Origin of the sequence: Nocardia elegans NBRC 108235, assembly GCF_001612845.1 — a bacterium.
Lineage (GTDB): Bacteria > Actinomycetota > Actinomycetes > Mycobacteriales > Mycobacteriaceae > Nocardia > Nocardia nova.
In genome coordinates, this window is sequence record NZ_BDBF01000007.1 from 170990 (window position 1) to 194543 (window position 23554).

Here is a 23554-nt window from a genome sequence, read left to right on the forward strand (position 1 = left end):
GGTGCAAGCGCCGGGGTTGAATTCGCAGTCACGTGGGTAACAAATCGAATTCGGCCGCGATCCGGGCCGGTAGAAGCCGGATATTCGACCGGTGAAAACGTGAATTGAATTCCATTTCTCCGGAAATTGCCGACAATTCCTTTTCGGTATCCGGGGTACGGCCGAATCGCGGGGACGCCGATCGGCCCGCTCGGCGCGCCGCCGAGACGGCGTCCGGTTCAGTGCATATTTCCGGTCCGAAAGTCTCGAATGCCCAACCGCGACCGGTCGGTAGGACGGCCGGATGTGCTCTGCTACAGCGCGTCGTTACGCTGATGACACTGCGGCCCACGGGGGAATACCCCGGGCCGCCGGCACCGTTTGCGCTAGCGGACGCCCCGACGCGGTGGGCGCCGGGCTGACAGGAGATACGGATGTTCACAGGCATCGTCGAGGAGTTGGGCGAGATCGTCGCCGCCGAGCGGTCCGCGGACGCGGCCAGGCTCACCATTCGCGGCGCGACCGTCACCTCCGATGCCCGCCACGGTGACTCCATCGCGGTCAACGGCGTCTGCCTGACCGTGGTCGACGTGGTCGACGGTGACAGCTTCACCACCGATGTGATGGGTGAGACGCTCAATCGCTCCGGCATCGGCACACTCGACATCGGCTCGAAGGTGAACCTGGAGCGCGCCGCGGCGGTGAACAGCCGACTCGGTGGCCACATCGTGCAGGGGCACGTCGACGGCACCGGGGTCATCCTGTCGCGCACACCCTCCGACAACTGGGAGGTGGTGCGAATCTCGTTGCCCGACAACCTCGCTCGCTATGTGGTGGAGAAGGGGTCGATCACCGTCGACGGCATCTCGCTGACCGTCTCGGGTCTCGGCGTGGACGACGCCGGAGAGCCCGGGCACCGCGACTGGTTCGAGGTCTCGCTGATTCCCACCACCCGCGAACTCACCACCCTCGGGTCCGCGCCCGCCGGCACCACCGTGAATCTGGAGGTCGACGTCATCGCCAAATACGTCGAGCGACTCCAGCAGCGTGGCTAGCCGGAGCAACCGCGACGTCGTATCGGCGACCCGACCCAGTAGGCTCGAGTCGCACCTATTCCGAAGTGGAGCACAGCAGACGTGACCAGGTTCGACACCATCGAGCGCGCAGTCGCCGATATCGCCGCCGGTAAGGCGGTAGTCGTCGTCGACGACGAGGGCCGGGAGAACGAGGGCGACCTCATCTTCGCCGCGGAGAAGGCGACCCCCGAGCTGGTGGCTTTCATGATCCGATACACCTCCGGCTACATCTGTGTGCCGTTGACCGGTGCGGACTGCGATCGGCTGGGCCTGCCGCCCATGTACTCGATGAACCAGGACAAGCACGGCACCGCGTACACGGTCTCGGTGGACGCGCGAGAGGGCATCAGTACCGGCATCTCCGCCGCCGACCGTGCGACGACCATGCGCCTGCTGGCCGATCCGGCCTCGCGCGCCGACGAGTTCACCCGGCCGGGCCACGTCGTGCCGCTGCGCGCCAAGGACGGCGGAGTGCTGCGCCGCCCGGGCCACACCGAGGCGGCCGTGGACCTGGCCCGGATGGCCGGCCTGAGCCCGGCGGGTGTGATCTGCGAGATCGTCAGCCAGAAGAACGAGGGCGATATGGCCCGCACCGAAGAGTTGCGGATCTTCGCCGACGAGCACGAGCTCGCGCTGATCTCGATCGCCGACATGATCGCGTGGCGCCGCAAGCACGAGAAGCAGGTGGAGCGGATCGCCGAGGCGCGCATCCCCACCAAGTACGGCGAGTTCAAGGCCGTCGGCTACAAGAGCATCTACGACGATGTCGAGCATGTGGCGCTGGTGCGCGGCGATCTGAGCGTCGACGCCGGTGACGACGTCCTGGTGCGCGTGCACTCGGAATGCCTGACCGGTGACGTTTTCGGTTCGCTGCGCTGTGACTGCGGCCCGCAGCTGGACGCGGCGATGGAGATGGTCGCCGCCGAGGGGCGCGGTGTGGTGCTCTACATGCGCGGGCACGAGGGCCGCGGCATCGGCCTGATGCACAAGCTGCAGGCCTATCAGCTGCAGGATTCCGGCCACGACACCGTGGACGCCAATATCGAACTCGGCCTGCCCGCCGATGCCCGCGACTACGGCACGGGCGCGCAGATCCTGGTCGATCTCGGGATCAAGTCGATGCGGCTGCTCACCAACAATCCGGCCAAGCGGGTCGGTCTGGACGGCTACGGCCTGAGCATCACCGAGCGGGTGCCGATGCCGGTGCGCGCCAATGCCGAGAATCTGCGGTATCTGCGTACCAAGCGCGACCGGATGGGCCACGACCTGGTCGGCTTGGACGACCTGGATCTCGGCGAGACCGCGCAGTAGTCGGAATTCGAAGAAGGGGTATCGGTCGATGAGCGGTACGGGCGTACCGGAGTTCGCGCTGGCGGACGCGAAGGAGTTGACGGTCGGCATCGTCGCCTCGCGCTGGCACACCAAGATCTGCGACACGTTGCTCGCCAACGCCGAACGGGTGGCCCGGGAAGCGGGCGTCGAGCAGATCACCGTGGTGCGCTGTGCCGGGGCGATGGAGTTGCCGGTGGTCGCGCAGGCGCTGGCCCGCACGCACGACGCGGTCGTGGCGCTGGGCGTCGTGATCCGCGGCGAGACACCGCATTTCGAATACGTCTGCGATGCGGTCACCGCCGGTTTGACGCGAGTGTCGCTGGACGAGGGCACACCGGTCACCAACGGAGTGCTCACGGTGAACACCGAGGAGCAGGCCCTCGACCGTGCGGGCCTGCCGGACTCGGCCGAGAACAAGGGTGAGCAGGCGGGTGCGGCGGCCCTGGACGCCGCGCTGACCCTGCGCGCGCTGCGCCGGGAAGTCTGAGCCGATGCCGCCGGTCGTTCGCCTGTTCAAACGCGGTCCCCAGCCCCCGGCGGATGCGCCGCAGTGGGATCTCGAGGTGCGCCCGCGCCGGGCGGTGCGCACCGCGCGCATCGTGGCGGCGGTGATCGCGGTGTTGTTCGTCCTGGCCGGGGTGCTGTCGAGTAATTCGGCGACCGGGGTGAACTTCCGCGGGGCCGACCAGGTCGCCATCATCTGCTTCGGGTTGTTGCTGGCCGGTGCCGTGCTGCTGCTGACCCGGCCGCGCGTGCGAGTCGGGCCGCAGGGCGTGGTGGTCCGCAACATTCTGGGCGACAACGAGTTCCGCTGGGCCGATATTCGCGGCGTCGCGATTCCGGACAAGAAGGCCTGGGCGCGACTGGAATTGGCCGGCGACGAATACGTGCCGATGCTGGCGATCCGCGTCAATGACAAGGATCACGCCGCCCGCGCGATGGACCGCTTCCGCGAACTCGGCGCGAAATACACCGCCGCACAGCAGGACTGAGCCGTCAGCGGGTATCTCCCAGGACGATGCCCTCCCGCCGCGGATCGGCCCCGCCGATCCAGCCGCCGTTCTCGCGCTGCAGAGCGCTGAGGCCGCTGGACTGCGGGTCGACCGAGACCTGATGACCCATCTCGCGCAGCTTCTGCACCAGCGGGTCGTGGGCGCCGTTGTCGGTGGCGTCGATCGCGGGATGTTCCCCGCCGACGCCGGTCACCGGTGTGTTCGCCGCGCCGAAGGCCACCTGGGATACCGCCTGCTGCGGGTCCAGCTGCCAATCCAGCAGGCCCACCAGCGCTTTCACGACGAACTGGATGATCACCGAACCGCCGGGCGAACCGGTCACGTCCACCAGCTGTCCGCGTGACCCGTCCGGCGCCCGATCGAACACCAGCGTGGGACTCATCGAACTGCGCGGTCGCTTCCCCGGCTGTACCCGGTTGGCCAGCGGCGTACCGGTCGCATCGGCGGGTTCGGCGCTGAAGTCGGTGAGCTGGTTGTTCAGCACGAATCCGTCGACCAGATGGAACGATCCGAACGCCGATTCGACGGTGGTGGTCATGGCGGCGGCGTTGCCGTACCGGTCCACGACGGAGATGTGGCTGGTGCCGTGTTCGGGTTGCTGCACGCCGGTGCCGAGCGGGACCGGACCGAAGTCACCGGGCTTCGCGGTGCCCATGGAATGGTTCGGATCGATGAGGGCGGCCCGCTGCTTCAGATAATCCTTGTTCACCAGCGCGGCGGGTGAGCCGCCGGGCAGCGGGACGAAATCGGGGTCGGCGATGTACTTGTCGCGGTCGGCGTAGGCCAGCCGCTCGGCCTCCGAGATCAGATGCACCGCTTCGGCTTTCGGGGTACCGCCGTTGCGGTCGAGACGGTCCGGGGGCAGGCCGGCGAGATCGAAGTTCTCCAGAATCCCGAGGGCCGCGGCGACGGTGATGCCACCCGAGGACGGATTGGGCATCCCGCAGATCCGGTGGGTGCGGTAGTCGGTGCACAGGGCGGTGCGTTTCTTCGCCTGATACCGGGCGAGATCGTCGAGCGAGATCTGCCCCGGGGTACGGCCACCGCTGGTGGTCGCGGTGGCGTCGACGATGTCGCGGGCGACCGCGCCGGTGTAGAAGGCGTCGGGACCGTCGGAGGCGATGGCGCTCAACGTCTTCGCCATGGCCGGATTGGCGAGGTGGAAGCCTCGCGGTTTCGGGGAGCCGTCGGGCTGCAGGAAAAACTGCCTGGCGTTCGCGTCCCGGGCGAGGTCCGGCGCCGACTGCGCGATCTGGCTCGCCATCCGAGCGCTGATGTCGAAACCGTTGTCCGCCAGCGAGATCGCCGGATCGAACAGGTCGCGCCAGGACTGCTTGCCGTGGTCGTGATGGGCCGCCTCGAGCAGCCGCAGCACACCCGGCACGCCGATCGACCGTCCGCTGGCGCGCGTATTCGGTTGCGGCACCGAATGATCGGTGTCGCTGATCCAGCGCAGATAGTTCTCGGTCGCGGCGGCGGGTGCGACCTCGCGCCCGTCGTAGGCGTCGACCGATCCGGCCGCGGCGTCGTAGTAGAGCAGGAATGCGCCGCCGCCGATGCCGGAGGCCTGGGGTTCGACCAATCCCAGCACCGTCTGCGCGGCGATCAGCGCATCGGCCGCGGTGCCGCCCTCGGCCAGGACCTCGCAGGCGGCGTGGGTGGCCAGCGGGTTCGCGGTGGAGACCGCGAAGGTGTGCGTGCGCACCGGGGTCATACCACTGCGATAGCCGGTGGCGATCTCGGGATTGGTGGCCAGATTCGTCGCACCCGCCGCCGGTCCCGCCACCGCGGTGATCGGAGTGCCGTCCGGACCCTCGACGCAGCTTCGGCCTGCCTCGGAGGTGGTGGACGAGCAGCCCGTGAGCAGCCCCGTGATCAGCAGCAGGACGGCGCTCGCGCCGCCCAGAATCGCTCGCGTGCGCCTCATGCAGGCACTTTAACCCGCATCGGCCCCACCACGCGGGGTGTCGTTCCCATACCGGGTAACGTCGAGCCGCCCCGACCTCGACCAAGGGATCACCCGACCGATGAGCGAGACACCAGCACAGACGCACCTGTCCGCGGAGGACAGCGGCTATCACAAGAGCCTCGAGCCGCGGCAGTTGCAGATGATCGCGATCGGTGGCGCCATCGGCACCGGTCTGTTCCTCGGCGCCGGCGGGCGGCTGGCCCATGCTGGGCCGGGACTGTTTCTCGTGTACGCGGTATGCGGTGTCTTCGTCTTCTTCATCCTGCGGGCGCTGGGCGAATTGGTCCTGTACCGGCCCTCGTCGGGGTCGTTCGTCTCCTATGCGCGCGAGTTCTACGGGGAGAAGGCGGCTTTCGTCGCCGGCTGGACCTATTTCCTGAACTGGTCGATGACCGGCATCGTCGACACCACCGCGATCGCCACCTATCTGCACTACTGGGGCGCGTTCGGCGCGATCCCGCAGTGGGTGCTGGCGCTGATCGCGTTGTGCCTGGTGCTGAGCGTGAACCTGATCTCGGTCAAATGGTTCGGTGAACTCGAGTTCTGGGCGGCGCTGATCAAGGTCATCGCCCTGGTGTCGTTCCTGATCATCGGCATCGTCTTCCTCGGCGGGCGATTCCGGGTCGACGGGGTGGCGACGGGTCTCGGATTGGTCGCGCACTCCGGCGGGTGGTTTCCGACCGGGGTGCTGCCGCTGGTGACGGTCGCCTCGGGCGTCGTGTTCGCCTATGCCGCGGTGGAGATGGTCGGCACCGCGGCGGGGGAGACCGAGAATCCGCAGCAGATCATGCCGCGCGCCATCAACTCGGTGATCCTGCGTATCGCGGTGTTCTATGTCGGCTCGCTGATCCTGCTGGCGCTGCTGCTGCCCTACACCGCCTATCACGCCGACGAGAGCCCGTTCGTCACCTTCTTCACCAAACTGGGTGTGCCGCATGCCGGTTCGGTGATGAACCTGGTCGTGCTCACCGCGGCCTTCTCCAGTCTCAACGCCGGTCTGTATTCGACCGGACGCATTCTGCGCTCGATGGCGGTCAACGGCAGCGCCCCGCGCTTCACCGCGCGGATGAACAGCCGCGGTGTGCCCTACGGCGGCATCGTGCTGACCAGTCTGATCGCCCTGGTCGGCATCTGGCTCAACTACATCGTGCCGGCGCGCGCGTTCGAGATCGTGCTCAACATCGCGTCGCTGGGCATCCTGTCCTCGTGGGCGACGATCGTGCTGTGCCAGCTGGCGCTGTACCGGCGCTGGCGGCGCGGTGAGCTGGAACGGCCCGCGTTCCGCATGTTCGGCGCCCCCTATACCGGCATCGCGACCCTGGTGTTCCTGGCCGCGATGCTGGTGCTGATGGCCTTCGACCACCCGGTGGGCACCTGGACGGTGGCGAGTCTGGTGGTCCTGATCCCGGCGCTGATCATCGGCTGGTTCGCCGCCCGCTCGCGAGTACTGGAGGTGGCGCGGCTGCGGGAACCGCCCGAGGACGAGCAGCCGGCGAGACGCTCGGAATCGGTCCCCGTCGACGACTGACCGGCCCTCGGGCCGGACTGTCGCGAGGCCCGTCGGGTCACAACGAGGTTGTGCTGCTTCGCTTTTCGCGCTCCTCGGCGATGCGGCGCTGCGCCTCGGACCATGCGATCGGCAGGTCGGCGGCCGGGACGGACCAGAAGACGAACGTCGATTCGCGCATCACCGTACGGGCGCGCACGATGGCCGAGGCGTGCGGATCGGTCCGGGCGTAGGCGCTGATCGCCGCCTGGTCTGTCCAGGCCGACAAAGTCCAGAACGTGCGGCGGGTGAGATCGGCCTTCAGGGCGATGCCGAGTGCGCCGGGGGAGCGGCGGGCCTGGCGCCGCAGCACGATCGAGGTCGCGAGAAATCCGGGGACGTGCCGCAGTGACCGGACTTCGAGCCGCGAGGCCATGATCTGGACGGTATCGGTGGTGGGCCGCTCGACGGTGACCCAAGGCAGTGTGGGCATGGCGGTGAACTTTCGACGAGTCGAGTGTGGTGCTGTCGCCTGCCCAACATCGCACGCGCTCGCAATCTTGTCAATGACAAGATTGCGAGGTGAGCCGGCTCGAGCCCGCACGCTGCGCTCCGCGCGCACATGCCGGCGTCCGTCCTCGGTGCGGGTCAGCCGGATGGGATGGTCGAAGCAGGTGCTGATATTGCTGCTGGTCAGCACCTCGTCCACCGGTCCGCTCGCGACGCAGCGTCCCGCACGCAGCAACAGCACGTGGGTGGTGGCCGGGGGCAACTCCTCGAGGTGATGGGTGACCAGAACCGAGGCCAGCTCGGGATAGGTGGCCTGCAGCAGATCGATACGGTCGATGAGCTGTTCGCGGCCGCCTACGTCGAGTCCGGTGGCCGGTTCGTCGAGCAGGAGCAGCCGCGGTTCGGCGATCAGTGCCCGGGCGATGAGCGCGCGGCCGCGCTCGCCTTGGGACAGCGTGGGCCAGCGAGCGTCGCGGCGATGGGTCAGCCCCATCAGTTCGATGAGCCGATCCGCCTCGGCGTCCTGTTCCGGCGTCGGTGACCAGCGCTGCTTGATGTCGGCGGTATTGGTCAGGCCGGTTACGACCACCTCGTGCGCGGTGAGCGGGTAGGGCGGATTGTGCCGGGGGTCGACATGGCCGATAGCGGTACGCAACTCGCGCATATCCACCCGTCCCAGCCGATGGCCGAGCACGTGCACACTGCCGTGGGTGGGGTGTTCGAACGCGCCCAGCATCTTCAGCAGCGTGGTCTTGCCGGCGCCGTTGGGGCCCAGTAGTGCCCAGTGCTCGCCGGCGCGCACGGTGAGCGAGACCGCGGACAGGATCGGATTGCGGTTGCGCACGAAATCTACGGCGTCCACCTGCAGGATGGGGGAGTCGACCATGTGCTCGACGGTAGCAAACTCCTCAGACAAGCTGATAGGTCGCGAAGTGCGCACGGAGCGCCGCGAATATCGGGCAACCGTCGACCGGTCGGTTTGTGCCCACAATCGAATCGGTCGGTTCGATCGAGTTGCCGGAAAAGTGATGTGGATCACGATTGGCCGCTACCCTTTTCCCACCCGGTGCTCGTGCGGAATCACAAGAGATCATCCCGCGACGAGATGCCGTGGCCAGAAAGGCATCTCGACCATGAGCTCGACCTCGACAGCAGCCGCTCCCACCCTGCTCACCGGATTGTGGCGGCGAAAACTACCGCACTATCCCGACACTCCCGCCCGCTCCTGGTACCTGACGCTCGTGGTGATCACCTCGATCGTGCTGTACTACCAGCTCTTCGTCGCGGGCGCGGTCGGCAATCAGCTGATCGCGTACTTCCACCTCTCGTTCGCCTATTTCGTGTGGATCTTCATCATCGGCGCGGCCTTCGGCGCCGCGGCCTCGGTGGCGGCGGGCCTGCTCGACCGCTGGGGACGTGCCAATATCGTGGCCTACGGGGTGGTGATCTGTTCGCTGCTCACCCTGTTCGCCCTTCCGGCGACGACCACGAAGATGGCCTATCTCGTCGTCTACTGCGTGGTGAGCGTGGTCGAAGGCGCGGTGCTGGTGGCCACCCCCGCGTTGATCCGGGACTTCTCGCCGCAGCTGGGCCGTGCCTCGGCGATGGGATTCTGGACCCTGGGGCCGGTGATCGGCGCACTCGTCACCAGCGAGATCACCGCTCGCACCCTCGACAGTCATCCGGACTGGCAGTTCCACTACCGCCTGTGCGGTGTGATCAGCTGTGCGGTCGCCGTGGTCGCGGTGATCGGATTGCGCGAACTGAGTCCGCGCCTGCGTGATCAGGTGATGGTGAGCCTGCGGGATCGGGCACTGGTCGAGGCGCGGGCCAAGGGCCTGGACGTCGAGGCGCTCGAACGCGGGCAGTGGCGGCAGATGATGCGGGTCGACGTGGTCGGCTCCGCGCTGGCCATCAGCATCTTCCTGGCATTCTTCTACACCATCGTGTCGTTCCTGCCGGTGTATCTGGCGACCAACTTCGGTTTCACACCGGCTCAGGCCAATGCGCTGGGTAACTGGTACTGGATCGCGAACGCGGTGGCGCTGGTGGTGACCGGCATCGTGTCGGACATCCTCAAAGTGCGCAAACCGTTCATGATCCTCGGCGCCCTGATCAGCATCGCCGGGCTGTACGTCTTCCTCGGCTACACCGATCATCCCGATACCGGGTACTACTCGTTCGCGGTGGTGATGATGGTCATCGCGGTCGGCGGCGGCATCGCCTACGCCACCTGGATGGCGAGCTTCACCGAAACCGTGGAGCGCCGCAATCCGGCCGCGACCGCGGTCGGGCTGGCCGTGTGGGGCGGTGTGCTGCGCACGGTGGTGACCTTCACGCTGTTCGGTCTGCTGATGGTGGTCGACGCGGCCGGACCGCTGGTCAACAACGGTCCGCGATTGCAGGAGATCCAGGCGCAGCACGGAGCGCAGCTGGCGACCATCCAGACCGTCGGCGCCGAGACCATGACGCAACTCGGTCGCAATCCCGCCGATCCCGCCGCTCAGATGGCCGCGCTGACCAAGCTGACCGGCGCGTCACCCGCCGACATCCAGGCCACCATCGCGTTGAACGCGCGCTATCCGCAGGAGCTGGCGACACTGCAGGCCGTGGATCCGGCCACGCTCGGTGCTCTGGCGGTGAATCCGAACGACGCGCGGGCCGCGGGCGCCGCGGTCGGTCAGGTGGCGGCGAAATTCGGCATCAGCCCCGCCGAAGCGGTGGGGCGGCTGACCGCGACCCAGCAGATTCCGCGCGATCAGCTCGCGGTCGCCAGTGCGGTCGGCCCGAAACTCGTGACCGCGCAAGCGCAGTTGCAGGCGGTGGCCACCGTGCCGGCCGATGATCTGGCCTATGTCGCCGAACACGGCGCCGAGGTGAAGCAGGCGGCCGCCGACTCGCCGGTGCAGTGGCGGCAGTGGTGGTGGATCTGCCTGATCGCGCAGGTGCTGTTCCTGCCCTTCGTCTTCCTGATGGCCGGGCGCTGGAGTCCGAAGCGGGCCGCCGCCGATGCCGCCGAACACGACCTGCGCGTGCGACAGGAACTGGTGGCGCTGGCGGAAACCGAGGCCGGGAAGGAGACCTCGGCAGCGGATTCGGCAGAGCCGGCGACGGTTGCCGAAAGCGCTTCCGGCGCAGGGGAAGCGGCGGCGGGGGAAGCCGCGCCGCCGGCCGAGCCGGCGCCTGCGGGGTAGTTCCGCGACGTGAATCGAGGTCCGGAACGCGCCTGCCGCCCGTTCCGGACCTCGAGTGCGCTCATCGGCACGGACGGATGGCTTCGATCGCCGCGGTTCAGCATCCCAGCTGGACGGCCAGGTCCTCGAAATCGGTTGCGTTGATATCGAATTCGTCGCTGAACGCGGTGTCGGCCAGGGCCGGATCGCCGAACTCGAGCGGCCGCGCCACGAAGGCGGTGCGAAAGCCGAGGGCGGCCGCGGCCCGGATGTCGTACTTGTGGCTCGCGACCATCATGATCTCGCCCGGCTGCGCGCCGAGATAGTGCGCGGCCATGCGGTAGGTGCGGGGATCGGGTTTGTGTGCACCTGCCATCTCGGCCGTGAACACGGCGTGCCACGGGAAATCGCAGTGCCGGGTGATGCCGACGACCGCGTCGACGTCGGCATTCGACAACGTCGCGAGGGTGTAGCGGCGTCGCAGCCGCGTCAGGCCGGGCACCGCGTCCGGCCATGGGTCCAGGCGCTTCCAGGCGGAATTCAGTTCGGCGCGGGCATCCGACGGCGCATCCATACCGCGCTCGGTGAGGAGTTCGTCGAGTGCCGCGCGATAGATCGAATCGACACTCACCCAGCGGTCACCGACCGCGGCGGTGCCGCGGAAATACGCTGCGCGCCAATCGTTCACGAACGCCGACCAGTCCCGGCCGGGATAGCGCTGCCCGAGCGTCGCCGCAGCCGCCGCGACGACGGTGGAGTGAAAATCGGTGGCGGTGCCCTGCACATCGAACAGCAGCGCCTTCGGCCGGTCGTTCATGATCGCGATGCTAGCGGCGGTCGTCCGGCGAGCCGCGGGGCCGGGCGGCGCTATCGACCTCGCCGTGTGATCTGGATAACATTTGTTCCGGGGTCGACGTCGAGACGCGGGTCCGCGCCGCCGAGAGTGGTGCCGTCGGTGCGCGAGCCTCGGATGGGAGCGAGATCATGCAGACTCGTACCGATGAGATAGCCGATCGGATCTACCGGATATCCACCTTCGTACCCGAGGTCGGGCCGACCGGATTCAGCTTCAACCAATTCCTGATCGTCGACGAGGAGCCGCTGCTGTTCCATTGCGGCATGCGCGCGCTGTTCCCGCTGGTGAGCGAGCAGATCTCAGCGATCGTGCCGGTGGAACGGCTGCGCTGGATCACCTTCGGCCACGTCGAGGCCGACGAATGCGGGGCGATGAATCTGTTCCTCGCCGCCGCGCCGCACGCGCAGGTGGCGCACGGAATTCTCGGTTGTCAGGTGTCGATCGACGATCTCGCCGACCGGCCGCCGCGCGCGCTGGCCGACGGGGAGGTCATCGAACTGGGTGAGCGGCGCGTCCGCCACATCGACACTCCGCACGCACCGCACAACTGGGAGTCGCGGGTGCTCTACGAGGAGACCACGGGCGTGCTGTTCTGCGGTGATCTGATGACCCAGGTGGGCGACGGGCCCGCACTCACCGAATCCGACGTGGTCGGTCCGGCAGTCCTCGCCGAGGACGTCTTCCGGGCGACGTCACTGGGCCCCGCGGTGCCGGCCGCCCTCTACCGACTGGCGGAGCTGAATCCGGCGACGCTGGCGGTGATGCACGGCTCCAGCTTCGCCGGGGACGGCGCCGCCGCACTGCGGGCCCTGGCCGCGGATTACGAGAGACGCTTGCTTCCAGCCTGATCGGTTCCGCGCCGGATCGGAGCGACCGAAGGCCGCGGACGGGTGTACGCGACCGCGACACCGGGTATGCCGAAGGCGCGCCGAGCGGCGGGTGTGGCCCTAGACTCGGCACACACACTCGACGGAGGTGATCGGCGGTGCATCCCCAGGATCCGCGTGAGCAGCACACCACGCGGTACGAAAGCGGTTATCAGCCGGGCGGCTATCAGGACCCCGCCTACCGGCAGGATCCCGCTTACTACCAGCAGGATCCCGCTTATCAGCCCTACCGGGCGCCGGGCGGGCAGCAGCCCGCGCCGCGGCGGCGACCCGAGGTCAACGTGGGCATGTTCGCGGGCGGGGTACTCGCCACCGCGATCGTGACCGCGCTGGCGGCCTGGCTGTGCGCGTGGATCATCGACGTCATCGCCACCCGCGCCACCGAGAGCGGCAAGTTCGGGGTCTGGAACCCGATGGCCGAGCAGGGTTACTGGTTCGCGGTGGTGGCCTTCTTCTGCGCCCTGCTCGCCGGCGTGCTCTGGTATCTGCTGCATCTGGGCACGCCGTCGCCGGACATGTTCTTCGCCTGGATCGTCGGGATTCTCATCGCCGCGGCGGTGGTCATCCCGCTGACGCTGTCCAGCGACATCTGGGTGGGAGTGACCACCGCCATCGAACATCTGGTGATCGGCCTGCCGATCTTCAGCCTGACCCGCACCGTCGGGGCGAAGAGCCTGGAACGGCCTTAACGCGGCAGCCGGGCCATCGCGAGCCCGGCCGCGCGGCCGGAGAAGATGCAGCCGCCGAGGAAGGTGCCTTCCAGGGCGTTGTAGCCGTGGACGCCGCCGCCGCCGAAGCCGGCGACCTCACCCGCGGCATACAGGCCGGGGAAGGGGGAGCCGTCGGAGCGGATCACCTGCGAGTCCAGATTGGTCTGCAATCCGCCCAGCGTCTTGCGGGTCAGTACGTTGAGCCGTACCGCGATCAGCGGACCGTGTGCGGGATCGAGAATCCGATGCGGCGCCGCGACCCGGCCCAGTTTGTCGCCGAGTGAGCGGCGCGCGTTGGCGATCGCCATCAGCTGCGCGTCCTTGCTGTATTTGTTGTCCAGTTCGCGGTCGCGGGCGACGATCTGGTGTTCCAGCACGGCGACGTCCAGTTGCGGGCCGCGCGCGATCTCGTTCATGCCGCGCACCAGTTCCGGCAGGGTGTCGGCGACGACGAAGTCCACGCCGTGCCGCTTGAACGCCTCGACCGGGCCGGGCGCGCCCTTGGCGGCGCGGCTCTTCAGCGTGAGTTTGAGGTCCTTACCGGTGAGGTCGGGATTCTGCTCGGAACCCGAGAGCGCGAACTCCTTCTTGATGATCGACTGGGTGAGCACGAACCACGAGTAGTCGTAGCCGGTGTCGAGGATCGCCTTCATCGTGGCATTGGTGTCGAAACCGGGGAAACACGGTGCGGGCAAACGCTTTCCGTTCGCGTCGAACCACAGCGACGACGGTCCCGGGATGATGCGGATGGCGTGATCGGGCCAGATCGGATCCCAGTTGTGAATGCCCTCGGTGTAGTGCCACATCCGGTCGCGGTTCACGATGCGCCCGCCGGCCGATTCGGAGATCGCGAGCATGCGGCCGTCGACATGGGCGGGCACGCCGGAGATCATGGTCTGCGGGCAGGGGCCGAGCCGTTCGGTGGGCCAGTTCTTCCGGATCAGGTCGTGGTTGTGGCCGATGCCGCCGGAGGACACCAGCACCGCCGGGGCGCGGAATTCGAACTCGCCCACCGTTGTTCGCGACGAGGCCACGCCTCGATCCAGGTCGCTCGGTTCCAGCACGCTGCCCCGGACGCCGACCACCGCGTCGTCCTCGACGATCAGATCGTCGACCCGGTGCCGGAACGCGAATTCGACCAGTCCGCGCTGCTCCGCGGCCAGTATCGGTTCCAGGAAGACGCGCAGCACCTCCGGCCCGGTACCCCAGGTGAGGTGGAAGCGCGGCACCGAATTGCCGTGCCCGTCGGCGGTGGCTCCGCCGCGTTCGGCCCAGCCGACCAGGGGAGTGACCCGCAACCCCAGATCGTGCAGGTACTGACGCTTTTCTCCGGCGGCGAACTCGACGTAGGCGCGCGCCCACCGGCGCGCCCAGTGGTCTTCGTCGTCGCGATCGAATCCGGCCGAACCCAGCCAGTCCTGCCAGGCCAGCGCGAAGGAGTCCTTGATGCCGAGGCGTCGCTGCTCGGGACTGTCGACGAGGAACAGTCCACCCAGCGACCAGAAAGCCTGCCCGCCGAGGTTGTTGCGATTCTCCTGGTCGAGAACCAGTACCCGCCGTCCTGCCCGGGTCAGTTCATAGGTGGCCACCAGTCCGGCCAGCCCGGCTCCGACGACGATGACATCCGGCTGTTGTGACGGCGCCACGGGTACTCCTCCGCGTTCGGGCGATTTGGATACATTCGTGTATCGAACGTGTTCAAGGTAGCAGATTCGAGCCGTCCCGAGCCCGGCTCCGCCATATCTGTCGGTGGCCCATGGCAGATTCGGTGCGTGCGCACCATCACCTCCGCCGCGGCCCGCCGGGCCGCGCTCGCCGCCCAGGGATTCGCCACCACCGCCCGTGACCGGACGGACGGCGCGGGAGGTTCGTCGACGCGCCGCGCGGTGCTCGGAGTCGTCCGCAATACCAAACTGCTGCAATTGGATTCGGTCGCCGCGGTGGTCCGCGCGCATTACGCGCCGGTGTTCGCCCGGATCGGCGCCTACGATCGTTCGCTGCTCGACGAGTCGATATGGGATCACAGTGCGCGGCGGCCGCGGCGGCTCGTGGAGTACTGGGCACACGAGGCGGCGCTGATTCCGGTGGAGGATTGGCCGCTGCTGCGATGGCGGATGGCCGGGTACGCCCACGGCCGCTGGGGTGGGGCGCGCCGGGTGCTCGACGAGAATCCCGACCTGCCCGGGCGGGTGCTGAGCGTGATCGACGAGGTCGGCGCGTGCACCGCGGCGGAGGTGGAACGCCAGCTCGAGTTGAATCGCCCTCGGCGCAAGGATCATTGGGGCTGGAACCACAGCGACACCAAGGTGGTGTGCGAGATGTTGTTCGCCACCGGGGAGCTCTCGGTGGACAAGCGCGTGGGTTTTCAGCGGCACTACGACCTCACCGAGCGCGTGCTGCCGCCCGAGGTCGTCGGCCGCCGCGTCGACGAACCGGATGCGGTGCGCGAACTGGTCCTGCGGGCCGCCGACGCCTTGGGTGTGGCCACCGAGACCGATCTGCGCGACTACTACCGGCTGCATCGGCGGCAATGTGAACCCGCGCTGGCCGAGTTGGTCGACGCGGGAGAGCTCGAGCCGGTGCGGGTGGACGGCTGGGACAAGCCGGCTTATCTGCGTACCGGGACGCGGATCCCGCGGCGGGTCGAGGGCGCCGCACTGCTGTGCCCGTTCGACCCGCTGATCTTCTTCCGGCCGCGCACCGAGCGGCTGTTCGATTTCCACTACCGGATCGAGATCTACACCCCGGAACACAAACGGGTGCACGGTTATTACGTGTTCCCGTTCCTGCTCGACGGCGAGCTGGTGGCCCGGGTGGATCTGCGCGCGGACCGGGCGACCGGCCGGCTGCACGTGCTCGGCGCCTTCGCCGAACCCGGTCGGCCGCACGCGCGCATCGCCCACGAGCTGGCCCGGCAGCTGGAGGCGATGGCCGGGTGGCTCGAGCTCGAGACCGTGGTGGTCGGCGAGCGCGGCGATCTGGCCGCGGCGCTGGCGGTCGACGTGGCTGCCCGCGAACGGGTTTCGGTGCCGGCCGGGGTCAGGGTCGCGGAGCCCGGGTGATCCCGGGGACCGCCGCATCGGGGGAGGTGGTCGCGGTCCGAGCCGCCTCGGCCTCGTCCGCCGCGCGCCCCCACCGCCCGGCCAGCGCGGCGCAGGTGATCAGCTGAATCTGGTGGAAGATCATGAGCGGCAACACGATCAGGCCCACCGGATGTCCGGCGAACAGGACTGTCGCCATCGGCAGGCCGGTGGCCAGACTCTTCTTGGACCCGCAGAAGATCACCACGATGCGATCGGCCCGGTCGAATCCGAACAGCCGCGCCACTCCCGCCGTCACGCCCAGCACCACCGCCAGCAGGACGATCGCCACACCCACGACCGCCAGCAGACGACCCACGGCCAGCCCCTGCCAGACGTGTTCGACCATGCCCGCGCTGAAGGCCGCGTAGACCACCAGATACACCGAACCGCGGTCGACGATCTTGGTAAGGGTGGTGTGCGCCAGTAGGCGATGCAGCTTCGGCCGGAGCAGCTGACCGGCGATGAACGGCAGCAGCAGCTGCACCACGATCTGCGCGATCGACATCGGCGAGACGGTGGCGTCGCCGGTGGTCTGCATCAGGAGCATCACCAGCAGCGGTGTCAGGAACACGCCCAGCAGGTTCGACACCGACGCGCTGACCACCGCGGCCGCGACATTGCCGCGCGCGATGGCGGTGAACGCGATCGAGGACTGCACCGTCGAGGGCAGCAGGCACAGGTAGAGCATTCCCGTGTAGAGCTCGTCGCTGAGCACCGAGGGGACCAGCAGTCGCATCGCCAGGCCGAGCAGCGGGAACAGGATGTAGGTCGCGGCGAGCACCGTCGTGTGCAGCCGCCAGTGCCGCAGGCCCGCGAGCGCCTCGCGCGGTTCGAGCCGGGTGCCGTACAGCAGGAACAACACCGCGATCGCTACCTTGGTGCCCCACTCCAGTACGTCGGCCGCGCCGCCGCGAGCGGGCAGGATCAGGCCGATCGCCATCGCCGCGAACAAGCCCAGCAGGAACCCGTCGATACGGAGTTTGGCCAGCAACGTCACCTCGCCACGGTACGGCGTCCACTACTGATCGCCAAAGTCGATGGAAGCGATATCTATGAACGAGTATCGTGATGAATGTGTTCGATCCGGAATTGCTGCGCACCTTCCTGGCGGTCGAACGCGCCGGCGGGTTCACCGCGGCGGGCCGCATCCTGGGCCTGCGCCAGTCCACGGTCAGCGGGCATATCGCCCGGCTCGAGCAGGCCGCCGGCCGCGAACTGATCCGACGCGACACCCGCAATCTGGCGCTGACCGCCGACGGTGCCGCGATGGTCGGTTTCGCGCGCAACATCCTCGGCGCACAGGCCGAGGCCGACCGCTACTTCTCCGATTCCCGGCTCACGGGATTGATCCGGCTGGGTGCCTCCGACGATCTGGTCGCGCGCGAACTGCCCGACGTCCTGCTGGAATTCCAGCGGTCGCATCCGGGTGTGGATCTGGAACTGATCGTCGGGCTCAGCGAGAACCTCAAGACGAGGATGGCGGCGGGCGAACTGGATCTGATGGTGGCCAAGCGGCTGCCGGGCGAGCGGCACGGAGAACTGCTGTGGCGCGACCGGCTGGTGTGGGCCGGGCGTTCGGGCGTCGGCGACATCGTCGATCCGGTCCCCGTGGTGACCTATCCGCCGCCGAGCCTGACCCGGCACGTGGCACTGCGCGCACTCGAGCGGGAAGGACGGACCTGGCGGATCGCCTGCGTCAGCGACAGCCAGCTGGGCCTGCGGGCCGCGGTGCTGGCCGGGCTGGGGGTCGTGGCGCACGCCGAAACCCTGCTTCCGCCAGGACTTTTCGCGATCGACGACGAGAAGCTGCCGGAATTGGGCGAGCTGGAGTTCGTGCTGCTGCGCCGGCACAGCCGGCTCTCCGAACCCGAACAGGCGCTCTGCGACGCGATCGTCGCCGGCGCCCACCGCATGCACCGATGACCACCGCGTGCCGCCTGTCACCGCCCGCACACCGTTCACGGTCACGGCGCGTATCCGCTGTCGGTGCCGGTCGTTAACCTGGTTCCGTGGCAGATCCCGCGACCTATCGGCCCGCACCGGGCACCATTCCCGTCGAACCCGGCGTCTACAAATTCCGGGATTCCTACGGGCAGGTGATCTATGTCGGCAAGGCCAAGAGTCTGCGCAGCCGCCTGAATTCCTACTTCGCCGATGTGTCCTCGCTGCATCCGCGCACCCGGCAGATGGTGACCACCGCCGCGAGCGTCGAGTGGACGGTGGTATCCACCGAGGTCGAGGCGTTGCAGCTGGAGTACAACTGGATCAAGGAATTCGATCCGCGCTTCAACGTGCGCTACCGCGACGACAAGACCTACCCCATGCTCGCGGTGAGTATGAACGAGGAATATCCGCGGGTGTTCGTCTATCGGGGCGCTCGCAAGAAGGGCGTGCGGTATTTCGGGCCGTACGCCCACGCCTGGGCCATCCGCGAGACGGTGGATCTGCTGTTGCGGGTGTTCCCGGTGCGGACGTGTTCGGCGGGAGTGTTCAAGCGCCACACGCAGATCGGGCGTCCGTGCCTGCTCGGCTACATCGACAAATGTTCGGCACCCTGTATCGGCCGGGTCGACGCCGACGAGCACCGCCGCATCGCGGAGGACTTCTGCGACTTCCTGTCCGGCCGCACCGACCGCATGGTGCGGGAGCTGGAACGCCGAATGCAGTCCGCCGCAGCGGATCTGGACTTCGAGACCGCCGCACGCCTGCGCGACGACGTCGCCGCGCTCAAACGCGCACTGGAGAAGCAGGCGGTCGTGCTGGGCACCGGCACCGACGCGGACGTGATCGCCTTCGCCTCCGACGAACTCGAGGTCGCGGTGCAGATCTTCCACGTGCGCGACGGGCGGGTGCGCGGCCAGCGCGGCTGGGTGGTCGACAAATCCGGCGACGCCGTCGACCTGAACTGGGCCGGTACCGAAGACGCCGCGGGCGCCGCGCCGATCGACCAGGGTGCCCGGGGGCCGAGTGAGCTGGCCGCGCTGGTGGAACAGTTCGTCACCCAGTTCTACGGCGAACAGGCCGCCTTCGCCGAGCACACCGATACCGAGACTCCCGCGACCGCGGTTCCGCGCGAGGTTCTGGTGCCGGAGTTGCCCGGTGATCCGGAGCAGGTGCAGGGCTGGCTGTCGGGGCTGCGCGGCTCTTCCGTGGCGCTGCGGGTGCCGCAGCGCGGCGACAAGAAGGCGCTGATGGAGACCGTGCAACGCAATGCGCAGGAGGCGCTGGCCCAGCACAAACTCAAGCGCGCCGGCGATCTGACCGCGAGATCGGCCGCGCTGCAAGGTATTCAGGACGCCCTCGATCTCGACAGCGCTCCGCTGCGCATCGAATGTGTCGACATCAGCCACGTGCAGGGCACCGATGTCGTGGCCTCGCTGGTGGTGTTCGAGGACGGGTTGCCGCGCAAATCGGAATACCGGCACTACACGATCAAGGAGGCCGCGGGCGAGGGCCGCTCCGACGACGTGGCCAGCATCGCCGAGGTCACCCGGCGCCGGTTCTATCGGCTGCGCAAGGAACTCGACGAAATCAGTGCGGCGGCGACGGCGGAGGCCGGTGCGGCCGAGCACGCGGGCGGGACCGGTGCTCCACATCCGCAGGCCGGCGCCGCGGCGATCGCCACCGCCGAGGCCGAACCCGCTGATCTGCCGCCCGGCATCGATCCGGCCACCGGGCGGCCGCGCAAATTCTCCTATCCGCCGAACCTGTACGTCGTCGACGGCGGCGCCCCGCAGGTGGCGGCCGCGGCGGAGGTGCTCGACGAACTCGGCATCACCGACGTCGCGGTGATCGGGCTGGCCAAACGCCTGGAGGAGGTGTGGGTGCCGGGCGAGTCCGACCCGGTGATCATGCCCCGCACCAGCGAATCGCTGTTCCTGCTGCAACGCGTGCGTGACGAGGCGCACCGATTCGCCATCACCTTCCATCGCAGCAAACGTTCGCGCCGGATGACCGCCTCGGCCCTCGATTCGGTGCGGGGGCTGGGCGAGGCGCGCCGCACCGCACTGGTGACCCACTTCGGATCGGTGGCCAAACTCAAGCAGGCTACGGTGGAGGAAATCACGGAGGTGCCCGGTATCGGGGTGGCGACGGCCAAGGCCGTGCTCGCGGCCCTCAACTCCGAATGACGTCTCGGTCACGGCTCGGTTTCGCCGGCGGTGCGCGCTCCGCCGCGGCCGGTCGGGGCGGGCAGGATGATCGAATGGCAGCCACGGACGGAACCCGATAGGACATGACGAGCGTCGAATCGAACCCCAACGCGAGTACCGGCATCCGGCCGCGGCCCGATGCGCATCCGGTCGAGGTCGTCATCGTCACCGGCCTGTCCGGTGCCGGGCGCGGCACCGCCGCCCGAGTCCTCGAAGACCTCGGCTGGTACGTCGCGGACAATCTGCCGCCGGAACTGATCGGCCGGCTGATCGAACTCGGTGCCGCCGCCGATCCGCCGATCACCAAACTCGCGTTGGTCATGGACGTGCGCAGCCGCTTCTTCACCGGCGACCTGTCCGGGGTCACCGATCAGCTGCGGGCCAACGGGGTCGGCACCCGCCTGTTGTTCCTCGAGGCGTCCGACGATGTGCTGATCCGGCGCTTCGGCTTCGCCCGCCGCCGCCACCCGTTGCAGAGCGAGAGCGCCGACGGCACCCTCTCGGCCGGGATCGCCGCGGAACGCCGGGCCCTGTCGAAGGTCAAGACCGCCGCCGATCTGGTGATCGACACGACCGCGCTGTCGGTCCATCAGCTGCACCGCAAGTTGGAGGAGGCCTACGGCGGCGGCGCACCCGCGGCCCTGCAGGTGACGATCCAATCGTTCGGATTCAAATACGGTGTTCCGCTGGACGCGGACATGGTTTTCGACGTCCGATTTCTGCCGAACCCGCATTGGATTCCGGAATTGCGGGAACATACCGGGCAGGACGCCGTGGTCAGCGAGTACGTATTGTCACGGCCCGGCGCCGACGACTATGTGAATACGTGCCGCCATCTGGTCGACCTGACCACCAGCGGCTACCGCCAGGAGGGTAAGCGATATATGACCGTGGCAGTGGGGTGTACCGGTGGTAAGCACCGCAGCGTGGCGATCGCCGAAGAGCTGGGTGAACTGCTGGGCCGGCCCGACAGTGCCTCGACCGATGTCGTCCGCGTGGTCCACCGGGATCTGGGGCGCGAATGAACGCCGCGGACCATAGCGACGACACCTCCGAGTCGGGAAAATCCGGCGATTCGGAAGAGCCCACTCTGGTGGCCCTGGGCGGCGGGCACGGTCTCTACGCCACCCTGACCGCCGCCCGCCGGCTCACCGAGCGCATCACCGCGGTCGTGACCGTCGCCGACGACGGTGGATCGTCCGGGCGGCTGCGTGCCGAACTGGGCATGCTGCCGCCGGGTGATCTGCGCATGGCGCTGGCGGCCCTGGCCGAGGACCCCGACGGGGTCTGGGCGCGCACGGCGCAGCACCGCTTCGGCGGCACCGGAGCGCTGGCCGGGCATTCGGTCGGCAACCTCGTGCTGGCCGGGCTGGCCGAGGTACTCGGCGATCCGGTCGCGGCGCTCGACGAGATGGCCGCGATCCTGCGCTGCGTCGGCCGGGTGCTGCCGATGTCGCCGACCGCGCTGACCATCGAGGCCGACGTCTCCGGCCTCGAGGCCGACCCGCGGGTCAGCCGGTGTATCCGTGGCCAGGTCGCGGTGGCCACCACGCCGGGCAAGGTACGCCGGGTCCGGCTGATCCCGTCCGACCCGCCGGCCAGCCTCGAGGCCACCTCGGCGATCGAGCACGCCGACGTGGTGGTGCTGGGTCCCGGATCCTGGTTCACCAGCGTCATTCCGCACATGCTCGTGCCGGATCTGCGGGAGGCGCTGATGCTTACCCACGCGGTGAAAGTGCTGGTCCTGAACCTGGCGGCGGAGCCCGGAGAGACCACGGGATTCTCCGCCGAACGGCACCTGCATGTATTGTCCCAGCACGCACCGGATTTCGCTGTCGACCATGTGCTGGTGGACTCCGGCTCCGTACCCGAGGGTAGGGAGCGCGAACATGTGGCAAGAGCTGCCGAACAGCTGCGTGCACGAGTAACCTTCGCTGATGTCGCCGAGGCGGGGACGGACCGGCACCACCCTGGAAAGCTAGCCGCCGCACTGGATCAGGTGATCCGCCAACCTCGGCCGGAATTGGCAGGGCTTCGAGTCGAAGGACGGCATCCGGTCCAGCAGGTGCGGTCCGTGTTGGGTGGAAAGGAGCGGGTCTCGTGGCGATGACAGCCGAGGTGAAAGACGAGTTGAGCCGTCTGTCCGTCTCGCAGGTGAGTGCACGCAAGGCGGAACTGTCGGCCCTACTCCGGTTCGCCGGTGGCCTGCACATCGTCGGCGGTCGGGTGATCGTCGAGGCCGAGGTCGATATGGGCTCGATCGCGCGGCGACTACGGCGCGAGATCTTCGAGCTCTACGGCTACGGATCGGATGTGCACGTGCTGGGCGCGGGTGGTTTGCGCAAGACCTCCCGATATGTCGTGCGCGTGTCCAAGGAGGGCGAGGCGCTGGCCCGCCAGACCGGATTGCTCGATGTGCGCGGCCGCCCGGTGCGTGGACTGCCCGCGCAGGTCGTCGGCGGCAGCATCGGCGATTCGGAAGCGGCCTGGCGCGGGGCCTTCCTGGCCCACGGTTCGCTCACCGAACCCGGGCGTTCCTCGGCGCTCGAGGTGAGCTGCCCCGGCCCCGAGGCGGCACTGGCCCTGGTCGGCGCGGCCCGCCGGATGGGCATCTCGGCCAAGGCCCGCGAGGTGCGTGGCACCGATCGCGTCGTGGTCCGCGACGGGGAGGCCATCGGTGCCTTGCTGACCCGGATGGGCGCCCAGGACACGCGGCTGACCTGGGAGGAACGCCGGATGCGGCGGGAGGTCCGCGCGACCGCGAACCGCCTCGCCAACTTCGACGACGCCAATCTGCGCCGCTCGGCCCGGGCCGCCGTCGCCGCCGCGGCCCGCGTGGAGCGCGCCCTGGAGATACTCGGCGAGGACGTGCCCGATCATCTGGCCGCAGCGGGACGGTTGCGCGTGCAGCACCGCCAGGCCTCGCTGGAAGAACTCGGACAGCTGGCCGACCCGCCGATGACCAAGGACGCCGTCGCCGGGCGTATTCGCCGCCTGTTGTCCATGGCCGACCGCCGCGCCAAGGAATTGGGCATTCCCGATACCGAATCGGCCGTCACCGCCGAACTGCTCGAAGACGCGTGAGCGGGACCGGTCCCGGGTGGTCGGCATCGGCCCGGGACCGTCCTCGCGATGACGGCCCCTCGGTCGATTTCCCGGTCCGAGGGTGAATCGAGCGGTGCCGTGGTCGCGAATCCCCTTGTGCCGCACGAGCGATGTTTTGTCCACAGGTTCGTGGTTGTCCACAACCTGCGTTCGTGGCGCCTTCGCGGGCGAGCGCGGTGCGATAGGCTCTTGCTACCGAACCCACCGGCGCCGAAACAGCTGAG

Annotated in this window: 19 protein-coding genes; 14 read left to right on the plus strand and 5 right to left on the minus strand. The window is 68.4% G+C overall.

The window, feature by feature from the left end; all coding sequences use genetic code 11:
* The first annotated feature begins 413 nt into the window (after positions 1-413).
* From NE2_RS06905 to NE2_RS06920, 4 genes are all read left to right on the plus strand, one after another.
* Complete coding sequence (locus NE2_RS06905) at positions 414-1034, plus strand: riboflavin synthase (RefSeq protein ID WP_063024888.1); 621 nt, start codon at positions 414-416, stop codon at positions 1032-1034.
* A gap of 81 nt (positions 1035-1115) precedes the next feature.
* Entirely contained in the window at positions 1116-2366 is a 1251-nt protein-coding gene (locus tag NE2_RS06910; RefSeq protein WP_063024889.1) for a bifunctional 3,4-dihydroxy-2-butanone-4-phosphate synthase/GTP cyclohydrolase II, read from the plus strand.
* A 28-nt stretch (positions 2367-2394) separates the two neighbouring features.
* Complete coding sequence (gene ribH, locus NE2_RS06915; RefSeq protein WP_063024891.1) at positions 2395-2874, plus strand: 6,7-dimethyl-8-ribityllumazine synthase; 480 nt, start codon at positions 2395-2397, stop codon at positions 2872-2874.
* Between the two features lie 4 nt (positions 2875-2878).
* A complete protein-coding gene (locus NE2_RS06920) occupies positions 2879-3379 on the plus strand; it encodes a PH domain-containing protein (protein WP_063024893.1) in 501 nt (166 codons plus the stop codon).
* Positions 3380-3383: 4 nt separating this feature from the next.
* On the opposite strand, the gene ggt is transcribed toward NE2_RS06920, so the two are convergent.
* Positions 3384-5327 carry a gamma-glutamyltransferase gene (gene ggt / locus NE2_RS06925; protein ID WP_063024895.1) on the minus strand — a complete coding sequence of 648 codons (1944 nt, stop codon included), beginning with the start codon at positions 5325-5327 and terminating at the stop codon, positions 3384-3386.
* A gap of 100 nt (positions 5328-5427) precedes the next feature.
* Here ggt and NE2_RS06930 point away from each other — a divergent pair, with 100 nt between their 5' ends.
* Positions 5428-6897 carry an amino acid permease gene (locus NE2_RS06930; protein WP_063024897.1) on the plus strand — a complete coding sequence of 490 codons (1470 nt, stop codon included), beginning with the start codon at positions 5428-5430 and terminating at the stop codon, positions 6895-6897.
* A gap of 37 nt (positions 6898-6934) precedes the next feature.
* Here NE2_RS06930 and NE2_RS37605 read toward each other — a convergent pair whose 3' ends face one another.
* Complete coding sequence (locus tag NE2_RS37605) at positions 6935-8251, minus strand: ATP-binding cassette domain-containing protein (RefSeq protein WP_106958472.1); 1317 nt, start codon at positions 8249-8251, stop codon at positions 6935-6937.
* 247 nt (positions 8252-8498) lie between these two features.
* Here NE2_RS37605 and NE2_RS06940 point away from each other — a divergent pair, with 247 nt between their 5' ends.
* The gene (locus NE2_RS06940; protein WP_084493854.1) at positions 8499-10559 is read left to right on the plus strand and encodes an MFS transporter; all 2061 of its coding nucleotides are present in this window, start codon (positions 8499-8501) and stop codon (positions 10557-10559) included.
* A gap of 97 nt (positions 10560-10656) precedes the next feature.
* Here NE2_RS06940 and NE2_RS06945 read toward each other — a convergent pair whose 3' ends face one another.
* On the minus strand, positions 10657-11355 hold the full coding sequence (locus NE2_RS06945) for a haloacid dehalogenase type II (RefSeq protein ID WP_063024898.1): 699 nt from the start codon (positions 11353-11355) through the stop codon (positions 10657-10659).
* Positions 11356-11522: 167 nt separating this feature from the next.
* Between NE2_RS06945 and NE2_RS06950 the strand changes: the two genes are divergently transcribed.
* Positions 11523-12242 (plus strand): oxygen-binding di-iron domain-containing protein, encoded by a 720-nt coding sequence (locus NE2_RS06950; protein ID WP_063024900.1) that lies wholly within the window; start codon positions 11523-11525, stop codon positions 12240-12242.
* Positions 12243-12379: 137 nt separating this feature from the next.
* Positions 12380-12970 carry a DUF6069 family protein gene (locus NE2_RS06955; RefSeq protein WP_063013352.1) on the plus strand — a complete coding sequence of 197 codons (591 nt, stop codon included), beginning with the start codon at positions 12380-12382 and terminating at the stop codon, positions 12968-12970.
* Here the strand turns inward: NE2_RS06955 and NE2_RS06960 are convergent.
* Positions 12967-14637: an FAD-binding dehydrogenase gene (locus NE2_RS06960; protein WP_063024902.1), complete on the minus strand. Its 1671-nt coding sequence runs from the start codon at positions 14635-14637 to the stop codon at positions 12967-12969. The two genes, NE2_RS06955 and NE2_RS06960, sit on opposite strands and share 4 nt — an antisense overlap.
* Positions 14638-14763: 126 nt before the next feature.
* Between NE2_RS06960 and NE2_RS06965 the strand changes: the two genes are divergently transcribed.
* Positions 14764-16053: a winged helix-turn-helix domain-containing protein gene (locus NE2_RS06965; protein ID WP_063024904.1), complete on the plus strand. Its 1290-nt coding sequence runs from the start codon at positions 14764-14766 to the stop codon at positions 16051-16053.
* Here NE2_RS06965 and NE2_RS06970 read toward each other — a convergent pair.
* Positions 16031-17071 (minus strand): bile acid:sodium symporter family protein, encoded by a 1041-nt coding sequence (locus NE2_RS06970; protein WP_084493855.1) that lies wholly within the window; start codon positions 17069-17071, stop codon positions 16031-16033. The genes NE2_RS06965 and NE2_RS06970 overlap by 23 nt on opposite strands.
* Positions 17072-17142: 71 nt before the next feature.
* On the opposite strand from NE2_RS06970, the gene NE2_RS06975 reads away from it, so the two are divergent.
* From NE2_RS06975 to whiA, 5 genes are all read left to right on the plus strand, one after another.
* Positions 17143-17997, plus strand: a complete 855-nt coding sequence (locus NE2_RS06975) for a LysR substrate-binding domain-containing protein (protein WP_063024906.1) — start codon at positions 17143-17145, stop codon at positions 17995-17997.
* Between the two features lie 86 nt (positions 17998-18083).
* Positions 18084-20204, plus strand: a complete 2121-nt coding sequence (gene uvrC / locus NE2_RS06980) for an excinuclease ABC subunit UvrC (protein WP_063024908.1) — start codon at positions 18084-18086, stop codon at positions 20202-20204.
* A gap of 104 nt (positions 20205-20308) precedes the next feature.
* Positions 20309-21250: an RNase adapter RapZ gene (gene rapZ, locus NE2_RS06985; RefSeq protein WP_030514029.1), complete on the plus strand. Its 942-nt coding sequence runs from the start codon at positions 20309-20311 to the stop codon at positions 21248-21250.
* A complete protein-coding gene (locus NE2_RS06990) occupies positions 21247-22335 on the plus strand; it encodes a gluconeogenesis factor YvcK family protein (RefSeq protein ID WP_063024910.1) in 1089 nt (362 codons plus the stop codon). Before rapZ ends, NE2_RS06990 begins: the two co-directional genes overlap by 4 nt.
* On the plus strand, positions 22326-23309 hold the full coding sequence (whiA, locus tag NE2_RS06995; RefSeq protein WP_030514031.1) for a DNA-binding protein WhiA: 984 nt from the start codon (positions 22326-22328) through the stop codon (positions 23307-23309). Before NE2_RS06990 ends, whiA begins: the two co-directional genes overlap by 10 nt.
* Positions 23310-23554: the final 245 nt, after the last annotated feature.

Excerpts from the sequence above, each read along its gene's own strand:
- NE2_RS06920 (WP_063024893.1), top strand. The coding sequence starts at position 2,879 with ATGCCGCCGGTCGTTCGCCTGTTCAAACGCGGTCCCCAGCCCCCGGCG.
- NE2_RS06945 (WP_063024898.1), bottom strand. The coding sequence starts at position 11,355 with ATGAACGACCGGCCGAAGGCGCTGCTGTTCGATGTGCAGGGCACCGCC.
- rapZ (WP_030514029.1), top strand. The coding sequence starts at position 20,309 with ATGACGAGCGTCGAATCGAACCCCAACGCGAGTACCGGCATCCGGCCG.
- NE2_RS06990 (WP_063024910.1), top strand. The coding sequence starts at position 21,247 with ATGAACGCCGCGGACCATAGCGACGACACCTCCGAGTCGGGAAAATCC.
- NE2_RS06975 (WP_063024906.1), top strand. The coding sequence starts at position 17,143 with ATGAATGTGTTCGATCCGGAATTGCTGCGCACCTTCCTGGCGGTCGAA.
- NE2_RS06930 (WP_063024897.1), top strand. The coding sequence starts at position 5,428 with ATGAGCGAGACACCAGCACAGACGCACCTGTCCGCGGAGGACAGCGGC.
- NE2_RS06940 (WP_084493854.1), top strand. The coding sequence starts at position 8,499 with ATGAGCTCGACCTCGACAGCAGCCGCTCCCACCCTGCTCACCGGATTG.
- NE2_RS06905 (WP_063024888.1), top strand. The coding sequence starts at position 414 with ATGTTCACAGGCATCGTCGAGGAGTTGGGCGAGATCGTCGCCGCCGAG.
- ggt (WP_063024895.1), bottom strand. The coding sequence starts at position 5,327 with ATGAGGCGCACGCGAGCGATTCTGGGCGGCGCGAGCGCCGTCCTGCTG.
- ribH (WP_063024891.1), top strand. The coding sequence starts at position 2,395 with ATGAGCGGTACGGGCGTACCGGAGTTCGCGCTGGCGGACGCGAAGGAG.
- NE2_RS06950 (WP_063024900.1), top strand. The coding sequence starts at position 11,523 with ATGCAGACTCGTACCGATGAGATAGCCGATCGGATCTACCGGATATCC.
- NE2_RS37605 (WP_106958472.1), bottom strand. The coding sequence starts at position 8,251 with ATGGTCGACTCCCCCATCCTGCAGGTGGACGCCGTAGATTTCGTGCGC.